Raw genomic sequence first — 21162 nt, 5'->3', positions numbered from 1 at the left:
GGGGGGGGGGGGGGGGGGGGGGGGGGGGCCCGGGGGGGGGGGGGGGGCCCGGGGGGGGGGGGGGGGGGGCGGGGGGGGGGGGGGGGGGGGGGGGCGGGGCCGCCCCCCGGCCCCCCCCGGCTGCTCTGTCGTCAGGCGGCCGGCTCCCCGGCCACCGGCGCCCTGTCCTCCGATGCCTTCGCCGGGGCGAGGAGACCGCCGAGCATCCAGACGAAGAACGGCGCGGCGACGCCCGCCACGGCCGTCCAGACCCGCCAGCCGCCGTCCGCCGGAAGCAGCAGAGCGCCCGCGGCGGCCACCGAAAGGAGCAGGCCGAGCAGGACGGACACCGGAACCGTACGGGGCCAGAGGCCGCCGAGCTCCAGGAGCCGGACCTGCCGGCCGGCGTCGATCGCCACCGGCCCGCGCGGCTGAGCGGCGACCCGCGCGGCCTCGGCGCCCGGGACGCGGCCGGGCAACTGCCAGCCCTCGTCCGCGACGAAGTCCGCGGCGACCTTCTTCCCGGTCGCCGCCGGGTTCCACACCAGCCAGCCCGCACGGCCGACAAGCAGCGGGGTCGCACGCTCGTGCGACGCCGCCAGGCTGAGCGGCACATCGCCCGCCTCGGTGTTCAGGGTCAGGCACTTGTAGCGCGAGGTGCTCTTCCCGTCCTTCTTCGCGTCACTGCCGGAGGGCGGCTCGACGTGCTCGGCCGCGCCGGTGACGGTGGCGCGGAGGGCGACCCAGTCCCCCTGGACGCGCCGGGCCCGGCGCGGCGGGGAGGCGACGCCCAGCATCGCGAGCGCGACGACGGCCCATCCCACCGCGGCGAAGAGGGAGCTGCCGTGCGACAGCGTGCGGCCTTCGAGCTGCGTCTCGATCTCGGCCGATGTGAGGGCGCCGACGGCCCCCAGGCCGGGCTGCGCGGGCGCGAAGGCGACGGGGAAGGTGTCACCCACGCCCCTGGGGCCCCTCCTGGTCTCCGCACGGAACGTCGCTGAGACGTCCTTGCCGTCGCCGGCCGAAGGCAGTCGCACGGTGTAGTCGGCGGTCGCCGCGGAACGGCTGCTGCTTCCGGCGCGCACCACATTGCCGACGGCGGCCACCGGCAATTCCTTGATCACGTAGTCGGCGCCCGCGATCCGGGTGGCGGTGGGGCTGCGGTCCGGATCGGCCGTGCCCAGGCAGACGGACAGCACCAGCGCGGTGGGTACCGCGACCGCGACAGCCGTGATCCTGGCCCAGGTCCAGCGGGAGCTGTGGAGCGCCGCCGGTACCGGCGCACCCGGGCGGCCCGCGGGGTCGCGCGCCGCGTCGAGCGCGCTGGCGTACGCCTGTTCCGGGGATGCCCGCCCCCCGGTGAGGACGTGTCCGATGAGCGCCAGCACGCACGCGGCCACCACCGCCAGCGCTGCCCACACCACACCCGTACGGACGGGGCCGGCGCCCAGGAACAGCCAGCCGCCCGTCAGAACGATGAGTGCGGACGGGCCCGCCACCGTGACGCAACGGCCGAGCCGCACCGCCCCGGCGCTCACCCGAAGGCCCCGAACTTGCTCGTGTCAGGCTTGTCCTTCACTCGCTCCGCACCCTTCTCGTTCCCCTTGGTCGCGTCTTCCTGCGCGTCCTTGATGTCGTTGCCGGCCTCGCCCGCGCCCATGCCGACCGATCCGTTGATGCCGACGTCGATACCCAGTTCGCGGGTGCCATTGAGATTCTGCCCATCGATGGCGTGGTGGGTGGCCGCGCCCCCCGCGGCGCCGCCGAGGCCGCCGAAGACCGCGCCGATGGCGATCTGGGTGCCGTCGTTGTCCTCGCCCTTGATGGCGTTGTTGGTGAGGTCGCCGACGACGCTGGCCCCGGATCCACCGAGGGCGCCGGAGACGGCGCTCTCCGCGATGCCGCCGCCCAGCCGGCCGCCGATGAGGGCTCCCGCCCCCGCTCCGCCGAGGGCGCCGTAGCCCGCGTTGATGGCGTTGTCGCGCCATTCGGGGCCCTTGCCGCTGATCACGCTGGTGCCGACGCCGGAGGCGAAGCCGCCCGCGTACTGCGTCCCCATCTCCACCAGGAAGCGCTGCCACTTGCCGGCCCGGGCGAAGGTCTGGATGGCGCGGAACGCCTTGGCGACCTTGCTGAGGATGGCGCCGAGGCGAGTGGCGGCGCGGGCCGCCTGGGCGGCGAGGCGGGCGGCGTTGGCGGCACCCGCCGCGGCACCGAAGCCGAGGGTCACGAAGGACAGGGCGACGCCGACCCCGACCGAGACGCCGATCTCCAGGTAGATCTGGTGGATCTCGTCGTTGATCGTTTCGATGGAGTCCGCTGCCTCGTCGAGGCCCTTGGCGGCCTTCTCGAAGACCGGGACGGTCTCGTCGACGGCTTTCTTGAGCTCGTCCCAGTGGGCCTTGAAGGCGTCCGCGGACTCACCGCGCCAGTGCTCCCCAAGAGTGTTCTGGACCTGTGTGTCCAGGGTGGAGAACATGGTGTCGAGGTGATCGCCCATGGTGCGCCAGCCACGGGCCGCGTCCCGCAGGACGTCGGGGCGGCCACCGGGGTTGACGATCTCGATGCCCGCTTCGTAGACCTTCTCGGCAACGCTCTCCTCGCTCACTTGCCGTCCCCCTTGAACATGTCGGCCATGGCATCGTCCGCGGACTCGGTGTTCTTGGCGTTCTCCCGCATGCCGCCGCCGATGCCGTCGAGGTGACGGTGGAGGTTGCCGAGCGACTTGGCCATGTGCTCGGCCAACTCGATGTAGGCGGAGGTGATTTCTTCGGATTCGGTGAGAATTCCGAAGCCGTCGTGGATCTGCTCGTCGCCCGTTTTCGAGGTAAATTCCTTCAGATACTGTTCCAAATCGTATGCATGCGTCTCAAAGCTCTTGCCGAGCTTGTTGAGCTGCGTCTCGTCGATGTACATGTCGTCAGCCATGACGCCCCCATTCCGTCGACTCGCCGCTTCGCGGAGTCATTTGGGGCGTCACTTTACCAATTCAAGTCCATCGCTTTACCTGACTCGTCCTCTTTTCACCCGGCCTTCACCGCGCGACGAAATGCCGTCATATCGCTGGTCAAATCGCCGTTCCCGGGGCAGAGTCACCGCATGGCGCGCGACATTCAGAACCGCATCAAGAGGCTGATCATCGACGAGCGGCTGCCGTCCGGCGCCGCGCTGCCCACCGAGCCGGAGCTGATGGAGCTGCTCGGGGTGAGCCGCAACTCCGTGCGGGAGGCGCTCAAGGGGCTGCAGGCGATGGGCATCGTGGAGATCCGGCACGGGTTCGGTACCTACGTCGGGCCGATGACCATGGCGCCGATGAGTGAGGGCCTGGCGTTCCGTACGGTCGCCGGGCATCTGCGTGGTGAGGACAGCCTGCGCCAACTGCTGGAGCTGCGCGAGGCGGTGGAGGCCGGGCTGATCGTCCGCCTCGCGGGTCAGGTGCCGCCGGAGGATCTGGACGAACTGGACGGGCTGGTGGCCCGGATGGAAGGGGAGGCCGCGGCCGGGGCGGTGGCGGCGGAGACCGACCGGGCGTTCCACGCCGCGCTGTACCGGGGGCTGGCCAACCCGCTCCTCAGTGAAGTGCTGGACGCCTTCTGGGAAGCCTTTCACCGGGTGCGTACGGATCTGGCGGACGCGACGGCGGACCCGCGGGCCACCTGGCGCGAGCACGGGGAGATCGTGGCGGCCGTACGCTCCGCGGACGCGGGGCGCGCGGAACGGGCCGTGCGGAAGCACTTCGACAATATTCGCCAAAGGCTGCGTAGTTCCTGAGCCCTTGACCGATGGTGTGTGCGGAAAGGCGGTCGGGTGCTCAGGTCATTCAGCCGGCCACCGGGCTCGCCGGCGTGAATCCCGTCAGGTAGGCGGAGACGACCACGTTCGTGGAGCGGTCGCCGGATGCCGGGTCGACGGTGCCGCCGGTGGCGATCAGCCGGAGTTCCGACCGGCCCCGCTCATGCGCTCCGTAGGCCCTGCGGGCGTCGAGGTGCGCACGGTCGTAGAGCTTGACGTCCTCGACGGTGAACTGGGCGGTGCTGCCGTCCGAGCGCTGCACCTCCACCCGGTTTCCGGGCTTGATGCTGCTCAGGCCGTAGAAGACAGCTCTGTCGGACGGGGTGGCGACCCGTCCGACGAGCAGCGCGGCACCCTTCCCGCCCGGTGGCGGTCCCTCGGCGTACCAGCCCACCACTCCCGGCGCCGTCCGGGGCGGCGGCGTCACCGCGCCGTTCGTGGCACGGCCGCGGGCGACGACGTCGGCCCGTACGCCGAGGGCGCCGATGGTGAGGAGGGTGGGCCGGACGGTGGTCGAGGCGGCCAGCGGGGCGTGGGCGTGCGCGGGCGCCCCCGGCGGACGGCCGACGGCGGCGACATCGCCGGTGGTGGGCAGCTGGGCCGCGACCCCGTCCGTCAGGTCACGGCCCCACACCCAAAGTCCCAGCAGCAACACCGCCCAGGCCACGCCGGTCAGCAGTTGACCATGGCCGGTGCCGAGCGGTTTCGCCCGGCTGCCGTCAGCTCTCATCTGTGCCGCCCTCAGCTCTCATCCGTACCGCCTTGCCGTTCGCGCCGGAGCCGCAACCGCAACCGCAACAACTGCCCCGCGATGACCAGGACCACGCCCCCCGCGAGCACCAGACCGACCGCGAAGGTGCTGCTCAGTTCCCCCGCGGGCGCGGCCTCGCTGTCCGGGGCGGGCCGTCCCGGTGGGGTCTCCCCGGTGGCCGGCCGGGCGCCGCCCCGTCCGGCCGCGCTCGGCGCGATCGGCGCGCTGACCTGCATCGTTCCGGTGAGCTGGGTCGTCCGCCCGTGCGTGCCGGGACACGCGACGGTGACGGGGTGCGCGCCGGGCTGCGCGTCGGAGCTGATCCGGGCGTGGCCGGTCAGGCCGCCGGCGGCCCGGGCGAGCGGAACGGTGCCGGCGAACGCCCCCGACAGGGCGGTGGCCTCGGCGGCAGGACAGCCGGTGACCCGCAGGGTGACGTCCCCACCGGGTACGGCCGAGACGGGGGTGACGGAGACCGTCTCGGTCCCTGCGCCGGGCTTCTCCCCGGCATGGGCGGGCGCCGCCGTCACCGCGCAGGCCGCCACAGCGGCACAGAACGTGAGTTGCGGTGAGCGCATGGTGAACCTCCGATACTTCCGAAGGTCCGCCCGCGCGGGGCCGGCCGCATCCGGTGCGGCCCGCCAGTGCGCCGTTGAGGTGAAGGTCAGGGCCCCGGCGGTCCGCCGGGGCCCGAACGCGGCGTCAGACCAGGTCGACGATGTCCGCGATGGAGTCGACGACGCGGGACGGCCGGAAGGGGTGCCGCTCGACCTCTTCGGGGCGGGTCAGTCCGGTGAGCACCAGGAAGGTCTCCATGCCCGCCTCCAGACCGGCCAGCACATCGGTGTCCATCCGGTCGCCGATCATCGCGGAGGTCTCCGAGTGCGCGCCGATGACGTTGAGTCCGTGGCGCATCATCAGCGGGTTGGGCTTGCCGACGAAGTACGGCTCGACGCCCGTCGCCTTGGTGATCAGGGCGGCGACCGATCCGGTGGCGGGCAGCGCGCCCTGGGCCGAGGGGCCGGTCTCGTCGGGGTTGGTGGCGATGAAACGGGCGCCGTCGTTGATCAGCCGGATGGCCTTGGTGAGCGCCTCGAAGCTGTAGGTGCGGGTCTCGCCGAGCACGACGTAGTCCGGCTCGTGGTCGGTCAGGACGTAGCCGATGTCGTGCAGGGCGGTGGTCAGACCCGCCTCGCCGATGACGTACGCGGTGCCGCCGGGGCGCTGGTCGTCCAGGAACTGGGCGGTGGCCAGCGCGGATGTCCAGATCGACTCCCACGGCACGTCCAGCCCGATCCGCGACAGCCGGGCGTGCAGATCGCGCGGGGTGTAGATGGAGTTGTTGGTCAGTACGAGAAAGGGCCGGCCCGATTCGCGCAGCCGCTTGATGAAGGCGTCCGCCCCGGGGACGGGGATGCCCTCGTGCATCAGGACGCCGTCCATGTCGGTGAGCCATGACTCGATCGGCTTGCGCTCTGCCACTGCCGGACTCCTGCCGTACGTGTTGACCAGGGCCGCCGTCCGTCCCGTATCCGACGCGGGTCGCTCGGGGTGACCCGCTCCTCGTACGTACGGCCGACGCCCCCACCCTAAGTCAGCCGGTCATGGCACTACCCCGCCCCGCGGTGGTCGGCGCCGCGGGGTCAACGCCGCAGGCGGCGGGCCCACGCCAGCAGCACGCCGCCGCTCAGGAGCATGCCGGCGCCCAGCGCACCGAAGCCGAAGACGGGGGCGTGGCCGGTCGTTGCCAATTCCGAGGGTGGGGTGGGTTCGTGCGGTGCGGGAGTGGCGTCAGGGGATGCGGGGGCCCGGGGCGGAACGGGGAGTCCGGGGGACATGGGAGATACCGGGGACACAGGGGATACAGGGGCCATCGGGGGCACAGGGGATACGGGCGGCACGGGGGCACCGGGCGGCACGGGTAGTCCGGGGGCCGCGGAGGCGGAAGGCGCTGTGGGGGTGCCGGGGCTCCGGGGGCGCGAGGTGTCGCGGGGGCGGACGGCGAAGCGGTAGTCGTCGGACTGCCCGACCCATTCACCGTCGCTGCCGCGGCGCTGCATGGTGGTGACCTTGGCGGTGAGGTCGCTCTGCGGGGTTTCCGGGGCGAAGCGCATCCGGACGGGCAGGGTCGTGGTGCCCTTCGCCGGGACGGTCACCCCGCGGCCCGCGGCCCGCTCCGCCGGGCTGCCCCCCGCCCCGTCGTCGGCCCCCTTGCCGAATACGCCGATCTGTTCGTCGCGCTCGGTGGACTCGAACGGGACCGGCCGCCAGCCGCCGCCCGCCGGGTCGCGGAACTCCAGGTGGATCGATCCGGAGCGCAGGCCGCGGTGGGCCGCGACGAGGACGACCACGGGGTGGACGTCCTCGCAGGCGGCGTCGGTGTTGTTGCGCAGCTCCAGCTTCCAGTTCTGCCAGTCGCCACCGGCCGGGTAGGCACGCGGGCCGCCGGCGACCCGTGCGTCGATGGGGAAGCGGGCGCTGTCGGGCCGCCCGCAGGAGACAGAGGGAACCGGGCCGTGTGCGGCGGCTTCCCGGGCGGCGGGCGTCGAGGTGTGGGCGGCGGCCGGCGCCGCGCCGAGCGTGGCCGCCGCGCCGACCAGCAGGGCGGCCGAGAGCCCGGCGGTGAGCACACCGCGGGCGGGCCCGGCACCCCGGATGCCGCGGCGGCCCCCTGAGCGTGCGGGGTACGCGGCGCCTCTGCGGCGAACGGTGGCTACGGTGCGCGTGAGTGCGCCGGACGGATGCATCGCGGTCCTCCGCTGCTCGGTCGGCGGGGCATGGGACTCGGCCGGTACGCAGGCAGCGGGCCCGCGAGCCCGGCCTGGCTGCTGGGCTGGACAACCCTCAGGACCCTGCCACGCACGCCTCGCCCTGCCGGAAGGTCCGGCCCGTGTGCACCCGACCAGCCGCCGATTCCCCCCTTATCAGCTGACTTTCCGCTCATCGTGATTAGCCGCCGTACGGCGGTGCGTTCAGGAGGTCTCGCGGCGGGCCGCGAGGGCGGAACCGGACGCCCCGAACAGCGGCGCGAGCACCAGTTGCGCCGCCCCGTCCGCCACCACCCGGGCGCCGCCCCGGGCCGGCGCCACCTGTACCGGCGGCCCGGTCCTGCCCCGCGTACCGGCCTCGGCGGCGAGCACCCGTGCCACGCCACCGAGGAAGTCCTTCGGGCTCGCCAGTACCGTGCGCCCGCCCAGCAGCACCCGGTCGATGTCCAGCAGTTCCACCAGGTTGGCCGCGCCGACGCCGAGCACCCGGGCCGCCTCCGCCAGGTCACCGCGTGCCACCGCCGCCAGGCAGAGCGCCTCGATGCAGCCGCGCCGGCCGCAGTCGCAGGGCGGCCCGTCCAACTGCACGACCTGGTGCCCGAATTCGCCCGCGCCGGTGCGCGGGCCGCGGTGCAGGGCGCCGTCGAGCACCAGCCCGGCGCCGAGCCCGGTGCCCAGGTGCAGATACGCGAACGAGCCCCGGCGGGTGCTCCGGGCCAGGCCGAGGGCGGCCGCGTTGGTGTCCTTGTCGAGCACCACGGGGAGGCCGAGCCGGTCGGCGAGCGCTTCCCGGAGGGGGAATCCCTCCCAGGCGGGCGCGCCGGTGACCCGGTGCAGCACGCCGCGATTGTGGTCGAGCGGCCCGGGGCAGGCCACGCCGGCTCCCAGCACCGGGGGCCCGCCGGCGGCCGCGCGCAGCGCCGTGACCTCGCGTTCCGCGGTGGCCAGGACCTCCGTGGCGCCGGCCTCGAAGGCGAGTGGGGCGCGGCGGACTGCGACCGCTTCGCCGGCGAGGTCGGCGAGCACCGCGGTGAGCTCGTCGCGGTCCAGGTGCAGCCCGATGGCGTGTCGGGCGCCGGGGACCAGTCGCAGGACGGTGCGGGGCTTGCCGCCCGTCGAGGCGCGGCGGCCGGCCTCGGCGGCGAGCCCGTCGGCGCGCAGCCGGGCGGTGATCTTGCTGACGGCCTGCGGGGTCAGCCCGGTGTGCTCGGCGAGCTCCAGCCTGCTGACCCCGTCCTCGCCGGCCGCCCGCAGCAGGCCGAGCACCAGCGCGGCGTTGTGGCCGCGCAGCGCGGGGAGGTTGGCGCCGGGGTGGCCGGCCGGAAGGTCCAAACGGTTCGGCCCCTCTACCGGAGGGGCGGCGCGGTGAGCTGGATCGTTGCTGGTCACCCACCCATTGTCCGCATCGCTTGCACTTTGGCAACAGCGTTGCTTAAGTGGATGCATGAGCGACTCCACCGGTACCTTCGATCCCCAGGCCCCGCTCCGCGTGGGCCTCATCGGTTACGGCCTGGCAGGCTCGGTCTTCCACGCCCCGATGATCGCCGCCACCGACGGCCTGGTCCTCGACACCGTCTCGACCGCCCACCCCGAGCGGCAGGCGCAGGCCCGCGCCGAACACCCGCAGGTCACCACGGTCGACACCCCGGAGGCCGTCCTCGACCGCGCCGCGGACCTCGACCTGATCGTGCTGGCCACGCCCAACAAGACGCATGTGCCGCTCGCCACCGCCGCGCTGGAGGCCGGCGTGCCGGTGGTCGTCGACAAGCCGCTCGCCGCCACCGCGGCCGAGGCCGAGAAGCTCGCCGCCCTCGCCGACGACCGCGGGCTGCTGCTCTCCGTCTTCCAGAACCGCCGCTGGGACAACGACTTCCGCACCGTCCGCAAGCTGATCGAGGACGGCGCGCTGGGCGACGTACAGCGTTTCGAGTCGCGCTTCGAGCGCTGGCGGCCGCAGCCCAAGGGCGGCTGGCGCGAGTCCGGCGACCCGGCGGAGATCGGCGGGTTGCTCTACGACCTCGGCAGCCACCTCGCCGACCAGGCGCTGACCCTCTTCGGCCCGGTCGTCTCCGTCTACGCCGAGTCCGATGTCCGTCGTCCGGGCGCCGCCGCCGACGACGACACCTTCCTCGCCCTCACCCACGCGAGCGGGGTCCGCTCCCACCTGTGGATGAGCGCCACCACCGCGCAACTCGGGCCGCGCTTCCGGGTGCTGGGCAGCTCGGCCGGCTATGTGAAGTACGGCCTCGACCCGCAGGAAGCCGCCCTGCGCGCGGGCCTGCGGCCAGGCACGGACGACGCGGACGGCGCGGACTGGGGCGTGGAGCCGGAGTCCGACTGGGGCAGGCTCGGCGCCGGCGAGTCACCGCAGACCGGCGGGGGCGACCCGGTGCCCACCCTCGCGGGCGACTACCCCGCCTACTACGCCGCCGTCGAGCGGGCGTTGCGCGAGGGCGGGCAGCCGCCGGTGACGGCCACCGAGGCCGCGGCGGCGCTGCGTGTGCTGGAGGCCGCCAAGCTCTCGGCCGCCGAGGGCCGTACGGTCCGGATCGAGGCCGCGGCGTGAGCGCCGGCGGCGGGGCGGGCGAGGAACTCGCCGAACTGGCCGCCCAGGAGGAGCGGCTGGTCTTCGACGCGTTCGGCAACGACGACGCCTGGCGGCTGGGGTCACTGCTGGTGGAACTGGCGCGCGAGCGCGGCGCCGCGGTGACCGTCGAGATCCGGCGCGGCGCCCAGCAGCTCTTCCACTTCGCGCTGGAGGGCACGTCCGCGGACAACGACGCCTGGCTCGCCCGCAAGTGCGCCGTCGTCGAGCGCTACGCGGAGTCCTCCTTCCGCGTCGGTGCCCGTTTCCGTGCCAAGGGCCGCACCTTCGAGGAGTCCTCGCGGCTGGACCAGGACCGCTACGCCGCGCACGGCGGCGCCTTCCCGATCCGGCTGCGCGGCACGGGCGTCGTCGGAGCGGTCGCGGTGTCCGGACTGCCCCAGGCCGAGGACCACGCCCTCGTGGTCGAGGCCCTGGAGCGCTTTCTGGCCGGCTGACCCGTCGGCACCACGCGTACGGCCGACGGCCCTTCGGGGTCCGTCGGCCGTACCGCCCGGCAGGTCAGGCGTCCTTGAGCTCCTGGCGCTGACGGCCGAGCCCGTCGATCTCCAGCTCCACGACATCGCCGGCCCGGAGGTAGGGCTTCGGCTCCGGCTGCCCCATGGCCACACCGGCCGGGGTGCCGGTGTTGATGACATCGCCCGGGTACAGCGTCATGAACTGGCTGACGTAGCGGACGACTTCGGCGACCGGGAAGATCTGCTCGGCGGTCGTGCCGTCCTGCTTGAGTTCACCGTTGACCCACAGCCGTACGCCGAGAGTCTGCGGGTCGGGCACCTCGTCGGCGGTCACCAGCCACGGGCCCAGCGGGTTGAACGTCTCGCAGTTCTTGCCCTTGTCCCACTGGCCGCCGCGCTCGATCTGGAAGGCGCGCTCGGAGACGTCGTGGGCGACCGTGTAGCCGGCGACGGCCGCCAGGGCCTGCTCGTCGCTGTCCAGGTAGCGGGCCGTGCGGCCGATGACGACGGCCAGCTCCACCTCCCAGTCGGTCTTCACGCTGCCGCGGGGCACCAGCACGGTGTCGTCGGGGCCGACGACCGTGTCCGGGGCCTTCATGAAGATGATCGGCTCCTCGGGGGGCGTGGCCCCCGTCTCCCGGGCGTGGTCGTGGTAGTTCAGCCCGATGCACACGACCTTGCCGATCCGGGCCACCGGCGGGCCCACCCGCAGCCCCGCGGCGTCGAGTGCGGGCAGTTCGCCGGAGGAGGCGGCGGCGCGGATCGACGCCAGCGCCTCGTCGTTGGCGAGCAGGGCTCCGTCGATGTCCTGCGCATGGCCCGACAGGTCCCGCAGGACGCCCGTCTCGTCGAGCAGCGCCGGGCGTTCCGCCCCCACCGTTCCGACTCGCAGCAGCTTCATCGGTACAACTCCCGTGGTCGAAGGGTCGGCCCTGGAAGGGTTCTTCCGGGCCGGCCGATGGGGGCGGCCATCGAGCGATTTGGCTGATCGTCCAAGAACGGGGTCCACTCCGCAAGACCCCGTTCACGGACTGGACCGTTACTGAGCGGTAGTAACGACCTCCTCATCCGGCCCGTTGCCGCGGGCAGGAGCGGGGCGCGAGGCCGCAGGGCCGGTCCCGGCCTGCGCCGTACGCGCCCTCGCCCTGGCCGCACGCTGCCGCGCCGCCCGGGTCTTCGGCGCACGCTGCCGTACGGGGCGCGGCTGCGCCTTCTCCTGGCCCGGCTCCGCCCCGGCGGACGGTGCCGGCTTGCCGGCCGGTGCCGTCCCGGCCTCCGGTTCCGACCTGTTGCGCCCGCGGTCGCGGTGCAGCAGGGCCCGCTCGCAGGCCGTCCAGGTCGTCGTCGTGACCATGTAAAGCCCGGCCGCCAGGGGGACCACCGCCACGGTGATCAGCGTGCCGAAGGACAGCAGCGGCATCATCTTCGCCATCCCGGCCATGCCGGGCACCGCGGCGCCGCCGGCGGCCGGCTGCGGTGCCGCGGCCAGGGAGGCCCGCGCCCGCCGGTAGTTCCAGGTGGCGACCGCCGCGATCAGGGCGAAGAGCGCGAGATAGACCAGGCCGTGCGGGCCGAACACTCCGCCGTCGGCGAGCGCCTGGCTCCAGTGGCCGCCGAGCGGGGCACCCAGCAGAGTGTGGTCGAGCAGCCCCCCGCCGCCGCTGGAGAACAGGTGGTACATGACAAAGAAGACCGGCAGCTGGAGCAGCGTCGGCAGGCACCCGGCCAAGGGCGAGGCGCCGGTCTCGGCGTACAGATCGGCCGTCGCCTCCTTCAGCCGCTCGGGGTGGTCCTTGTGCTTGCGCTGCAGCTCGGCGAGTTGCGGGGCGAGCGCCGTGCGCGCCTTCTCACCGCGGGCCGCGGCGCGGGCCAGCGGATGCAGCGCGGCGCGGACGATGAGGGTGAACAGGACGACGGCGACGGCCGTGGCCGCGGCGCCGAACAGCGGGTCGATCGCTGCGGCGCCACGCGCCAGCGCATCGCCGAGAATGCCGAAAACGGACATGGGTGAGCCCTCCACGGGTCTCGTCGTGCCGGAATGCGGATCCCTGGTCCGGCCAGGGGAATTCGGCGTGACGAGCCGCGCGGGCGCAGCGGGACAGCGGGGTTCGCCGGAGGGCGAGATGCAGCGGTGCCGGGAGCGCCTACGCGGCCGTCGGGAGGGGACGGCCCGGTGCTCGCGGACGCGGCCGGCCGGCCGCGTCCGGATCCCGTTGCGGGAGGAACGCGGTGCGCCGTTCGCGGTCGCGGATGGCGGTGCGGATCCGGCCCGGTGGCACCGGGCGGGCGTAGGCCGCGATGAGGAAGGCGCGGCACACCAGCACGACCGCCGCGGTGGTCGCGGCGGCGGTGAGCGAGGCCGTCAGGCCGCTCTGGGCGAGCAGCAGCCCGGCGAGCAGACCGGCGAGCAGGACGAAGAGCGCGGAGGTGTGGCGGACGCCGGTGGACGCTCTTCGGACGCGGCCCGGGAAGGAAGCGGCGATGCGATGCATCCGGCGTCCTCCTCCCGTCGACGGTCCCGCGCGGACATGCGGTGGCGCGTCCGTCGCGATCATCTCGCACCGGTCCGCGCCCAAGACTTGTCGTCTTCCGCTCAAGAGTAGCCGCACGCCTGGGCAGCGAGCAGACCTGCCGGTAACTTGCCCTCCCTGCCGCCGGGGCGGCGGCGGATCAGGGGGAACACCTAGGAGGTGCTGTGCGCGACATCAGCGTCCCGGCCCTGGCGGCTCCGCTGCGCAGCGGAGGTCTCGCCGATTCCGTCTTCGACACCGCCGAGAGGCACCCGGACCTCGCCCAGCTCGCACGCCGGGACATGGCCGCTCCCGGTACCTGGCAGGAGGTGTCCGCGGCGGACTTCCGCGACGAGGTCATGGCCCTTGCCAGGGGGCTGCTGGCCGAGGGCGTCCGGCCCGGGACCCGGGTCGCGGTGATGTCCAGGACCCGCTACGAGTGGACGCTGTTCAGCTATGCGGTGTGGGCGATCGGCGCGCAGCTCGTACCGGTCTACCCGACCGCCTCGCCCGAGCAGCTGCGCTCCATTCTCTCCGGGGCCCGGGTGGCCGCGATCGTCGTGGAGAACGAGGCGCACGCCATGACCGTGGCGGCGGCCTGCGACGAGGCGTCGGGGCTGCGGCGCATCTGGCAGCTGGACCGGGACTGCGTACGGCGGCTGAGCGAGGAGGGCACCCGGCTGACCGACGCCGACGTCCACCGGCTGCGCCGCACGGTCACCCCGCAGTCGGTGGCCGCGATCGTGCACACCTCGGGCACCACCGGTCACCCCCGCGGCTGCATGATCACGCATGCCAATCTCGCCGCCGAGTGCGACACCATCTGCACCGGCTGGGGCGATCTGCTCGCCCGGCCCGGGGAGCGCCCTTCGCTGCTGGCCTTCCTGCCCCTCGCGCACGTCTACGGCCTGATGGTGCAGGTGGCCTGTCTGCGGGGCGGGGTGCTGCTCGGACACCAGCCGGACCTGTCGGCGGACCAGCTGCTGCCGGCCCTGGCGTCCTTCCGGCCGACCTTCCTCTTCGGGGTGCCGTACCTCTTCGAGAAGATCTGCGACCAGGCCCGCCGGGCGGCCGAAGAGACGGGCAGGCGGCGGCTGTTCGACACCGCGATGGCGGTGGCGGTGCGCCACGCGGAGGCCGTCGCGGACCGGACCCACCGCTCCGGACGCGGCCCCGACCCCTTTCTGCGGGCCCAGCACGCCGTCTACGACCGGCTGGTGTACTCCCGTATCCGGGAGCTGCTCGGCGGCCGGGTGCGCACCGCGATCTGCGGCGGCTCGCCGCTGCGCCGGGAACTGGGGCTGCTCTACGCGGGCGCCGGCATCACCGTCTACGACGGTTACGGCCTGACGGAGACCACCGGCGCCATCACGGCGCAGCCGCCGGGCAGAGTGCGGTTCGGGACGGTGGGGCGGCCGCTGCCGGGCAGCGCGGTGCATCTGGCGCTGGACGGCGAGGTGTGGGTGCGGGGTGCGGTGGTGTTCGCCGGCTATCTCGACGAGCGGGGCTCCCCGGGCAGCGGGCTGTACGACGGCTGGCTGCCGACCGGGGACCTCGGGCACCTCGACGAGGACGGCTACCTCGTCATCACCGGCCGCAAGAAGGACATCATCATCACCAGCAGCGGCAAGAGCGTGGCCCCGCAGGCGCTGGAGCAGCGGCTGCAGGCCCATCCGCTGATCTCGCAAGCTGTGGTGGTCGGCGACAACCGGCCGTACGTCACGGCGCTGGTCACGCTGGACCCGGAGGCGCTGGAGCACTGGCACCGGCTGCGCGACGGGCAGGGGCCCGAGCATCCGGACCTGACCCCGCAGGAGCAGGTGCGGGCCGAGGTGTGGCGGGCGGTGGACCGCGCCAACTCCTCGGTGTCGCGGGCCGAGTCGATCCGCGCGTTCCACATCCTGCCGGGCGAATTCAGCCAGGAGGCCGGGCTGCTGACACCGTCGCTGAAGCTGCGGCGAGCTGCGATCGTGCGCGCCTACACGGCGGAGATCGATGCTCTGTACGCGCAGGAGCGGCGCGAGGTCCGCCCGTCGCGCGGGCACCGTCGCCGGCCGGCGGGCCACGCCACTCGCTGAGCGCACGCGGGCCCCGGCATGTCGGGGCCGCCCGTGCACCGTCCGGGCCCGCTCGCGGCACCGTAGCAGTGCCGCGGCGGGCCCGGCCGTTATTTGTCCAGGGGTGAGGACCCGGGGCCGCCGGCGCTTCGCGGCCCTTAGCGTCCGGTGACATTCCCGTGGGCGGCGTCGGCCGGCCCACCGGGAGGACCCAGTGGGACGAAAACCGGGAGGCCGTGTGCGGTCGTTCGTCATCAACTCCGCAATGTCCGGGCGCACCATCGCCACCGGGCTGGTGGTCTGCGCGCTCGTGGCCACGCTCGCGGCTGTGCTGCTGCCGGTACAGCTGTTCGGGGAGAACGCGTCGGCCGCGAGTGCACCGGCCTACGAGGACGACGGCGGCGGCACCGTGTCCACCCGGTACGGCCCACTGACCGCGATGGACCGCGACTTCGTGCGCAAGGTCCGACTGGCCGGCCTGTGGGAACTGCCGGCCGGCCGGCAGGCCCAGGAGCGCGGCAGGAGCAAGGCGGTGAAGACCGCCGGCAACCATCTCATCGCGGGTCACACCGAGTTGGACCGGCGGTCGATCGAGGCCGGCCGGGCGCTGGGCATCCAGCTCTCCAACCAGCCCAGCGAGCAGCAGCAGGGCTGGCTGGACCAGCTCGACGCCGCGCAGGGCGCCGCCTTCGACCCGCTGTTCGCGCAGCTGCTGCGCAGGGCGCACGGCAAGGTCTTCAGCTTGGTGGCGCTCGTACGGGCGAACAGCGGCAACACGATGGTGCGGAGTCTGGCGTCCCGGACCAACTCCGTCGTCCTGGACCACATCACGGTCCTGGAGAAGACCGGGTACGTCGATTTCGGCAATCTCGCCGCCCCCGCGCCCGGCAGGCGCGGCGGATCGACGACATCTCACATCGGACGAAGCGAAGTGATCTCATGAGGCAGAAACAGCAGGCTCATAAACGCTCGCGGTTGACGAACAGAATGCTGGTCGCCGCGACCGCCCTCCTGCTGGGCGGCGGCGGTCTCGCGGTGGTCGCCACGACCGCGCTGGCCGGCAACTCCGGTCCCGACGCGGCGACTGACCAGCAGCGCACGGCGGCGGCGTCCACCGTGAAATGTCCCGATGTGGGCGACCGGCTGCGGGAGGTGCCGCGCAAGGCCCAGCTGCAGGTCTCCAAGGGGCTCGCCGCATTGGACGCCCAGGTGGCCGACGCCTACCAGCAGATGACCGACGGCGGCGGCAGCGACGTCCTGAGCGACTTGAAGCAGAAGCGGCAGCGGACGCTCGGGACGATGACCGACGCGATCGACCGATCGGCGAAGCGGCCGGAGTACCTGATGCGCCTGAGCGGCTGCACCATGCAGCCCACGGGCGAGGAGGGGGCCGCCGGTCAGGACTCCGCGAAGTCCACTCAGAACGGCCAGTACCCGTACCCGAATCAGGACCTGAACCAGGACCAGCAGCAGGACCAGCAGCAGGACCCGGGCCAGGAGCAGGGCCAGGACGGGGGCCAGAACGACGGCGGGCAGGCCCAGGTGGGCGGGCCCTCCCCGGAGGACTTCGTCGACATCACCTCCGTCCAGCCCAACGCCGGCCGACCGTCGTTCACCGCCCCGCAGGGCGACGGCGCCTCCACGGGCACCTTCGTCACCGAGTGCGGACGCAACGAGGAGGGCCACTTCAACTCCGACAACGTCATCGTCACGCCGGGCGTGAGCAACGGTGCGCACCACGTCCACGACTACGTGGGCAACACCGCGACGGACGCCTTCTCCGACGACCGCAAGCTCGCCGAGGCCGACACCACCTGCAACAACGGCGACCAGTCCACCCACTACTGGCCGGTGCTGCGCAAGCTGGACGGCACATCGGTGCACGAGCCGGGTGCCGGGCACGACGGCAACATCGGCTCGGTGCTCCAACCGGCCTCGGTGACACTGCAGTTCCGCGGCAACCAGCAGGGCGACGTCCAGGCGATGCCGCGCTTCCTGCGGATCATCACCGGTGACGCGAAGGCGTTCACCAACGGTACGGACAACGCCAACGCCTCCTGGAGCTGCGAGGGCTTCGAGGACCGGCAGCTGACGGACAAGTACCCGATCTGCCCGGACGGCGCCGACGTCGTACGGACGTTCGCCTTCCAGAACTGCTGGGACGGCCGCAGCGTCGACAGCGCCAACCACCGTACGCATGTGACGTTCTCGGACGAGAACGGCGCCTGCCCCAACGGGTTCACCGCGATACCGCAGCTGGTGCAGCGGATCACCTACGACGTTCCGCAGGGCAACAGCTTCGCGGTGGACAGCTTCCCCGAGCAGCTGCACAAACCGGTGACCGACCACGGTGACTTCATCAATGTCATGCCGGACGACCTGATGGGCAAGGCGGTCGACTGCATCAACAGCGGCCGCAACTGCACCTGACGGCACACGGCACACCGACGCGGCGGCCCCGAACCGGGATTCGGGGCCGCCGCTCCGTGCTGTACGGGCTGTTCCGGCTGTTCCGGCTGGGCCGGTCGAGCTGAGCCGGACGGGCAGCTGCCGTACGGGGGCCGGCGGAAGGCAGTGCTTCCGCCGGCTCTCTCAGAGTCCGTTGACGCGCGCCTCCCGGGCCATGCCGAGTGGACGGATGGCGGAGGTGACGCCCCTCGCCCGGCGGCCGGCCCGTGCACGGTAGCTGCGCACATGCGCCATCAGGCGGCGGCTGCGCAGCGCCATTTCCAGCTCGAAGCGGGTACGCGGGTCACGCAGCGCCGGGCCGAAGAGCTTCTCGATCTGGCGCAGGCGATAGCGCACCGTCTGCGGGTGCACATGCAGCAGCTTCGCCGCCTCCGGCGCACCACCGCCCTCCAGCCAGGCCAGCAACGTCACTTCGAGGCGCTCGCACTGGCGGGGCGTCAACTCGTCCAGCGGGCCGAGCCAGCGGGAGGTGAGCGCGTCGGCGAGGGACTCGTCCTGGAGGAGGAGAAGCGCCGAGAGGTGGTCGTCGACGAACGCCGGCCGCACCTCCGGGCCGACCCGGCTGGGTGCCAGAGTCAGCAGATAGCGCCCCCAACGCAGCGACGAGGCGGCCTCGGTGGCGGACACGACGTGTCCCACCGCCGCCGCACGGCCCTTGAGTGCCGCCTCCAGCCGGGCCCTGGTCTGGGTGGCCGGGTCGGGGACGAACAGACAGGTGTCGCCGTCGATGGTTCCGATGAGCGCATGGCCCAGTGCGGCGGCGAGTTGGGGCGCCTCGGCGGGGGTACCGAGGACGACGGCCTGGAGGGTGTCGGGGATCGGCCAGCCGGCCGCACGGGCCAGTTCGGCCAGTCCACCCTCGGGGACGTCACGTCGTCCGGCGAGCGCGTCGAAAAGGTCCTGACGGGCCCTTGCGACGGGCATCGGCGTGACCACGGACGATACGGCCGGCCGTTTACTTTCCGATGTTGTTTGATAACCAAGGCATGTCAGCAGGGCCTGTTCAAGGGCCCATTGTGCCTCTTCCACGGGTGTATCCCCGAGAAGTGCGGACAATGCGGGAAATCCGCGTTGCAACTCCGCGACCACCTTCTCTGCGAGGCCCGGAAGTTCCTTTCTTACTATCCGGTTCCACTCGCCTCGGGGACGCGACCCGATGCGGTTCAGGAGATCACACATCGCTACCTCGATCCTGGCGGGGATGCGGCTGGGACAGGGCTTGGATACCGCCCTGGCGCTGAGTCGGCATCATCCGGAGTCTCCCTGCGCGACCGCGACGCCGGTGCAGGAATTTGTCACAGCGCGATAAACCTTACGAAATCTCGAACGTGTTCGTAGATGCTTTTGCACATCCGGATTACGGCCGTGTGTATCCACTTGGTGACAGAATGTTGACTGTTACCGGGGGTCACCCGAACAAATGCCCCGGCGCAAATACCACCGCCGGGAGATTTCATCGAAATTCGGTACCCGCACCCGTGCCCTCCACCCCCGGGAGGATCGATGTCCGCACCCAGATTGCAGAGCCGCCACGCACACCGCGCCCGGCCCTCGCCTCCACCACCCCGCCCTCGGCGACCACCCAACGAACCCGGCACGCCACCGAACCGGCCGGGCGGCGGCAGTGTCACACCAACGGCCTTACTGCGACCGGCACTTCCCGCCGCGCTGCTGCTGTTTCTCGCCGTCACCCTGCACTCCGGCGCGATGAACACCGCTGTGCAGTTCCTGGACTTCGGCGCCGGCGTGCTGGCCCTGGTCTCCCTTTCGGTCACCGTCCTCTGGGGACTTGCCGCCACCGATCGCATGGTCCTGCACTCCGGACACCGGCTGCTCGCCCAGGCGGTGCACCGGGGCACCGGCATGGCCGGACTCGGCTTCCTCGGCCTGCACATCTGGGTCAAGGTCGCCCAGGGCCACACCGGCGCCCTCTCCATCGCGGTGCCCTTCACCGACGGCGCGCGACCGGTCCTCATCGGCCTCGGCACCCTCGCCGCGTACGTCTTCGTGGCCGTCGCGGTGACCGGCGCGGTGCGCGGCGCATTCACCGGCCACACCGCCTCGCGCTGGTGGCGCGCCCTGCACATGAGCGCCTATGCCGCCTGGGCACTGGCCCTGATCCACGGCCTGAAGTCCGGCCGGGAGGCCGCGGGTTGGGCGACCGCCGGTTACGCGATCTGCCTTGTGGGGGTGGCCATACGGCTCGCCCTGCGACTTCGCGGCCCGCGCCGCATTCCGGGAGGGCGCCCGTGACCGCCCCGGCCCCCACCCGCCCGCTGCCGGCCGTCCCCGGAGGCGAGCCCGTACCGACCCTGGCCTCGCTGGGGCCGCCGCGGCTGCTGGCCGGCCTCGACGAGATGCCACGGCTGGACCGGGTGGCTCATCTCGCCCGGCACGGCACCCCGCCCCAGCTCAACCAGCAGGAGCTGGTCGCGCTGGCCGAGGACACCGATCTGCGCGGCCGCGGCGGCGCGGGCTTCCCCTTCGCCCGCAAGCTGAACGCCGTCCTGGACGGCATCCGCCGCTCGGACGGCAAGGCGGCCGTGGTCGTCAACGGCAGCGAGGGAGAACCCAGTTGCCTCAAGGACACCGCGCTGCTGCTGCACGTACCGCACCTGGTGCTCGACGGCGCCCTCCTGGCGGCCGACGCGATCGGCGCGCAGGAGGTCGCGATCGGCGTGACCCGCAAGGACGTGGAGGACTCGGTGCGCCGCGCCATCGGCGAACGCGGGCCGGTACGCCCGGCCCTGCGGGTGACGCTGCTGACCGAACGCTTCGTCACCGGCGAGGGCACCGCGCTGACCAACGGCCTCAACGGCGGCCCCGGCCTGCCCTCCGGCCGCAAGGTCCGCTCCAGCGAACGCGGCCTGAACGGCGTGCCGACGCTGCTCTCCAACACCGAGACATACGCCCAACTCGCCCTGGCCGCACGGCTCGGTGCCCTCGGCTACCGCACCACCGGCCTCCCCGCGGAGCCCGGCACGCTGCTGCTGACCGTCTCGGGCCACCAGGTCGTGGAGGTCCCCTACGGCATCCCCCTCGCCCGGGTCCTCGCGCTCTGCGGATCGGGACCGGGCCAGGGCGTCATGCTCGGCGGCTACCACGGCACCTGGCTGTCCCCCGAGGACGCCCGCACCGCGACCCTGTCCCGTGACGCGCTCTCCGACCACGGCGCCGTTCTCGGGGCCGGGGCGGTGCTCCCGCTGCCCGACGACACCTGCCCCGCGGGCGAGACGGTACGCGTCGCGCGCTGGATGGCCGGCGAGTCCGCGGGCCAGTGCGGGCCGTGCGTGCTGGGCCTGCCGGCCCTCGCCGACGCCCTCGCGCACGCCGTCCGGGGCGGCGGTGACCACGCCCTGGACGTGGTCCGCGCCCGGATGGGCGCGGTACGCGGCCGGGGCGCCTGCAGCCACCCGGACGGCACCGCGCGCTTCGTGGCCTCGGCCCTCGCCGCCTTCCCCGAGGAGTTCGAGCGCCACGCGCGGGGGTTCGGGTGCGGCCGCCCGGTGACCGGGGCCCTGCCGGTCACCGGGCACCAGCCACCGCCACCCGTCAAACCACCGGCGCCGCCACAGGAGCGGCTGCTGGTCGACTGGACGCTCTGCCGGGGCCATGGGCTCTGCGCGGACGTGGTGCCCGGCATCGTGCGGCTCGGACCGGACGGCTACCCCCAGGAGGCCAGCATGCCGATGCCGGCCCGGATGCGGCGCCGCGCCCAGCTCGCGGTACGCCGCTGCCCGGCCCTGGCCCTGCGCATCCAGGGGTCCAACTGA

General features: G+C 73.1%; 20 protein-coding genes. 8 read left to right on the top strand and 12 right to left on the bottom strand.

Going from position 1 to position 21162, the window contains the following annotated elements; all coding sequences use genetic code 11:
• Nucleotides 1-131: 131 nt before the first annotated feature.
• From ACH4FH_RS34165 to ACH4FH_RS34155, 3 genes are read right to left on the bottom strand one after another with little or no spacing between them, the layout of a single operon-like run.
• Nucleotides 132-1517 (bottom strand): hypothetical protein, encoded by a 1386-nt coding sequence (locus ACH4FH_RS34165; RefSeq protein ID WP_398559834.1) that lies wholly within the window; start codon nucleotides 1515-1517, stop codon nucleotides 132-134.
• Nucleotides 1514-2587, bottom strand: a complete 1074-nt coding sequence (locus ACH4FH_RS34160) for a WXG100 family type VII secretion target (RefSeq protein WP_398559833.1) — start codon at nucleotides 2585-2587, stop codon at nucleotides 1514-1516. The genes ACH4FH_RS34165 and ACH4FH_RS34160 overlap by 4 nt, the downstream gene beginning before the upstream one ends.
• Nucleotides 2584-2907: a hypothetical protein gene (locus tag ACH4FH_RS34155; RefSeq protein WP_398559832.1), complete on the bottom strand. Its 324-nt coding sequence runs from the start codon at nucleotides 2905-2907 to the stop codon at nucleotides 2584-2586. The genes ACH4FH_RS34160 and ACH4FH_RS34155 overlap by 4 nt, the downstream gene beginning before the upstream one ends.
• A gap of 171 nt (nucleotides 2908-3078) precedes the next feature.
• Between ACH4FH_RS34155 and ACH4FH_RS34150 the strand changes: the two genes are divergently transcribed.
• Nucleotides 3079-3750 (top strand): FadR/GntR family transcriptional regulator, encoded by a 672-nt coding sequence (locus ACH4FH_RS34150; protein ID WP_398559831.1) that lies wholly within the window; start codon nucleotides 3079-3081, stop codon nucleotides 3748-3750.
• Between the two features lie 49 nt (nucleotides 3751-3799).
• On the opposite strand, the gene ACH4FH_RS34145 is transcribed toward ACH4FH_RS34150, so the two are convergent.
• The 5 genes from ACH4FH_RS34145 to ACH4FH_RS34125 all read right to left on the bottom strand — a co-directional run bounded on the left by ACH4FH_RS34145 (nucleotide 3800) and on the right by ACH4FH_RS34125 (nucleotide 8679).
• The gene (locus tag ACH4FH_RS34145) at nucleotides 3800-4501 is read right to left on the bottom strand and encodes a sortase domain-bontaining protein (RefSeq protein ID WP_398559830.1); all 702 of its coding nucleotides are present in this window, start codon (nucleotides 4499-4501) and stop codon (nucleotides 3800-3802) included.
• An 11-nt stretch (nucleotides 4502-4512) separates the two neighbouring features.
• On the bottom strand, nucleotides 4513-5100 hold the full coding sequence (locus tag ACH4FH_RS34140; RefSeq protein ID WP_398559829.1) for a hypothetical protein: 588 nt from the start codon (nucleotides 5098-5100) through the stop codon (nucleotides 4513-4515).
• A gap of 124 nt (nucleotides 5101-5224) precedes the next feature.
• A complete protein-coding gene (locus ACH4FH_RS34135) occupies nucleotides 5225-6004 on the bottom strand; it encodes an HAD-IIA family hydrolase (protein WP_398559828.1) in 780 nt (259 codons plus the stop codon).
• 161 nt (nucleotides 6005-6165) lie between these two features.
• Nucleotides 6166-7269: a hypothetical protein gene (locus ACH4FH_RS34130; protein ID WP_398559827.1), complete on the bottom strand. Its 1104-nt coding sequence runs from the start codon at nucleotides 7267-7269 to the stop codon at nucleotides 6166-6168.
• A gap of 225 nt (nucleotides 7270-7494) precedes the next feature.
• Nucleotides 7495-8679: an ROK family protein gene (locus ACH4FH_RS34125; RefSeq protein ID WP_398559826.1), complete on the bottom strand. Its 1185-nt coding sequence runs from the start codon at nucleotides 8677-8679 to the stop codon at nucleotides 7495-7497.
• Between the two features lie 55 nt (nucleotides 8680-8734).
• Between ACH4FH_RS34125 and ACH4FH_RS34120 the strand changes: the two genes are divergently transcribed.
• Both ACH4FH_RS34120 and ACH4FH_RS34115 read left to right on the top strand, forming a co-directional pair.
• On the top strand, nucleotides 8735-9856 hold the full coding sequence (locus tag ACH4FH_RS34120) for a Gfo/Idh/MocA family oxidoreductase (protein ID WP_398559825.1): 1122 nt from the start codon (nucleotides 8735-8737) through the stop codon (nucleotides 9854-9856).
• Nucleotides 9853-10332 carry a heme-degrading domain-containing protein gene (locus tag ACH4FH_RS34115; RefSeq protein WP_398559824.1) on the top strand — a complete coding sequence of 160 codons (480 nt, stop codon included), beginning with the start codon at nucleotides 9853-9855 and terminating at the stop codon, nucleotides 10330-10332. Before ACH4FH_RS34120 ends, ACH4FH_RS34115 begins: the two co-directional genes overlap by 4 nt.
• 64 nt (nucleotides 10333-10396) lie before the next feature.
• On the opposite strand, the gene ACH4FH_RS34110 is transcribed toward ACH4FH_RS34115, so the two are convergent.
• The 3 genes from ACH4FH_RS34110 to ACH4FH_RS34100 form a co-directional block, all read right to left on the bottom strand.
• Nucleotides 10397-11254 (bottom strand): fumarylacetoacetate hydrolase family protein, encoded by an 858-nt coding sequence (locus ACH4FH_RS34110; RefSeq protein ID WP_398559823.1) that lies wholly within the window; start codon nucleotides 11252-11254, stop codon nucleotides 10397-10399.
• A gap of 138 nt (nucleotides 11255-11392) precedes the next feature.
• Nucleotides 11393-12358, bottom strand: coding sequence for a YidC/Oxa1 family membrane protein insertase (locus ACH4FH_RS34105; RefSeq protein WP_398559822.1), 966 nt, complete (start codon nucleotides 12356-12358; stop codon nucleotides 11393-11395).
• A gap of 139 nt (nucleotides 12359-12497) precedes the next feature.
• Complete coding sequence (locus ACH4FH_RS34100; RefSeq protein ID WP_398559821.1) at nucleotides 12498-12845, bottom strand: DUF6412 domain-containing protein; 348 nt, start codon at nucleotides 12843-12845, stop codon at nucleotides 12498-12500.
• A gap of 203 nt (nucleotides 12846-13048) precedes the next feature.
• Between ACH4FH_RS34100 and ACH4FH_RS34095 the strand changes: the two genes are divergently transcribed.
• From ACH4FH_RS34095 to ACH4FH_RS34085, 3 genes are all read left to right on the top strand, one after another.
• Nucleotides 13049-14941, top strand: coding sequence for an AMP-dependent synthetase/ligase (locus ACH4FH_RS34095; RefSeq protein ID WP_398559820.1), 1893 nt, complete (start codon nucleotides 13049-13051; stop codon nucleotides 14939-14941).
• A gap of 244 nt (nucleotides 14942-15185) precedes the next feature.
• Nucleotides 15186-15863 carry a DUF4142 domain-containing protein gene (locus ACH4FH_RS34090; protein WP_398559819.1) on the top strand — a complete coding sequence of 226 codons (678 nt, stop codon included), beginning with the start codon at nucleotides 15186-15188 and terminating at the stop codon, nucleotides 15861-15863.
• Nucleotides 15864-15907: 44 nt separating this feature from the next.
• Nucleotides 15908-17350, top strand: a complete 1443-nt coding sequence (locus ACH4FH_RS34085) for a DUF1996 domain-containing protein (RefSeq protein WP_398559837.1) — start codon at nucleotides 15908-15910, stop codon at nucleotides 17348-17350.
• Between the two features lie 162 nt (nucleotides 17351-17512).
• Here the strand turns inward: ACH4FH_RS34085 and ACH4FH_RS34080 are convergent, their stop codons facing one another.
• A complete protein-coding gene (locus ACH4FH_RS34080) occupies nucleotides 17513-18313 on the bottom strand; it encodes a PucR family transcriptional regulator (RefSeq protein WP_398559818.1) in 801 nt (266 codons plus the stop codon).
• 783 nt (nucleotides 18314-19096) lie between these two features.
• Between ACH4FH_RS34080 and ACH4FH_RS34075 the strand changes: the two genes are divergently transcribed.
• Nucleotides 19097-19642: a hypothetical protein gene (locus tag ACH4FH_RS34075; protein ID WP_398559817.1), complete on the top strand. Its 546-nt coding sequence runs from the start codon at nucleotides 19097-19099 to the stop codon at nucleotides 19640-19642.
• Nucleotides 19639-21162 (top strand): NADH-ubiquinone oxidoreductase-F iron-sulfur binding region domain-containing protein, encoded by a 1524-nt coding sequence (locus ACH4FH_RS34070; protein WP_398559816.1) that lies wholly within the window; start codon nucleotides 19639-19641, stop codon nucleotides 21160-21162. The genes ACH4FH_RS34075 and ACH4FH_RS34070 overlap by 4 nt, the downstream gene beginning before the upstream one ends.

The organism is Streptomyces sp. NPDC017993, from assembly GCF_044328065.1.
Classification (GTDB): Bacteria; Actinomycetota; Actinomycetes; order Streptomycetales; family Streptomycetaceae; genus Streptomyces.
This window is presented reverse-complemented; position numbering and strand designations above follow the sequence as displayed.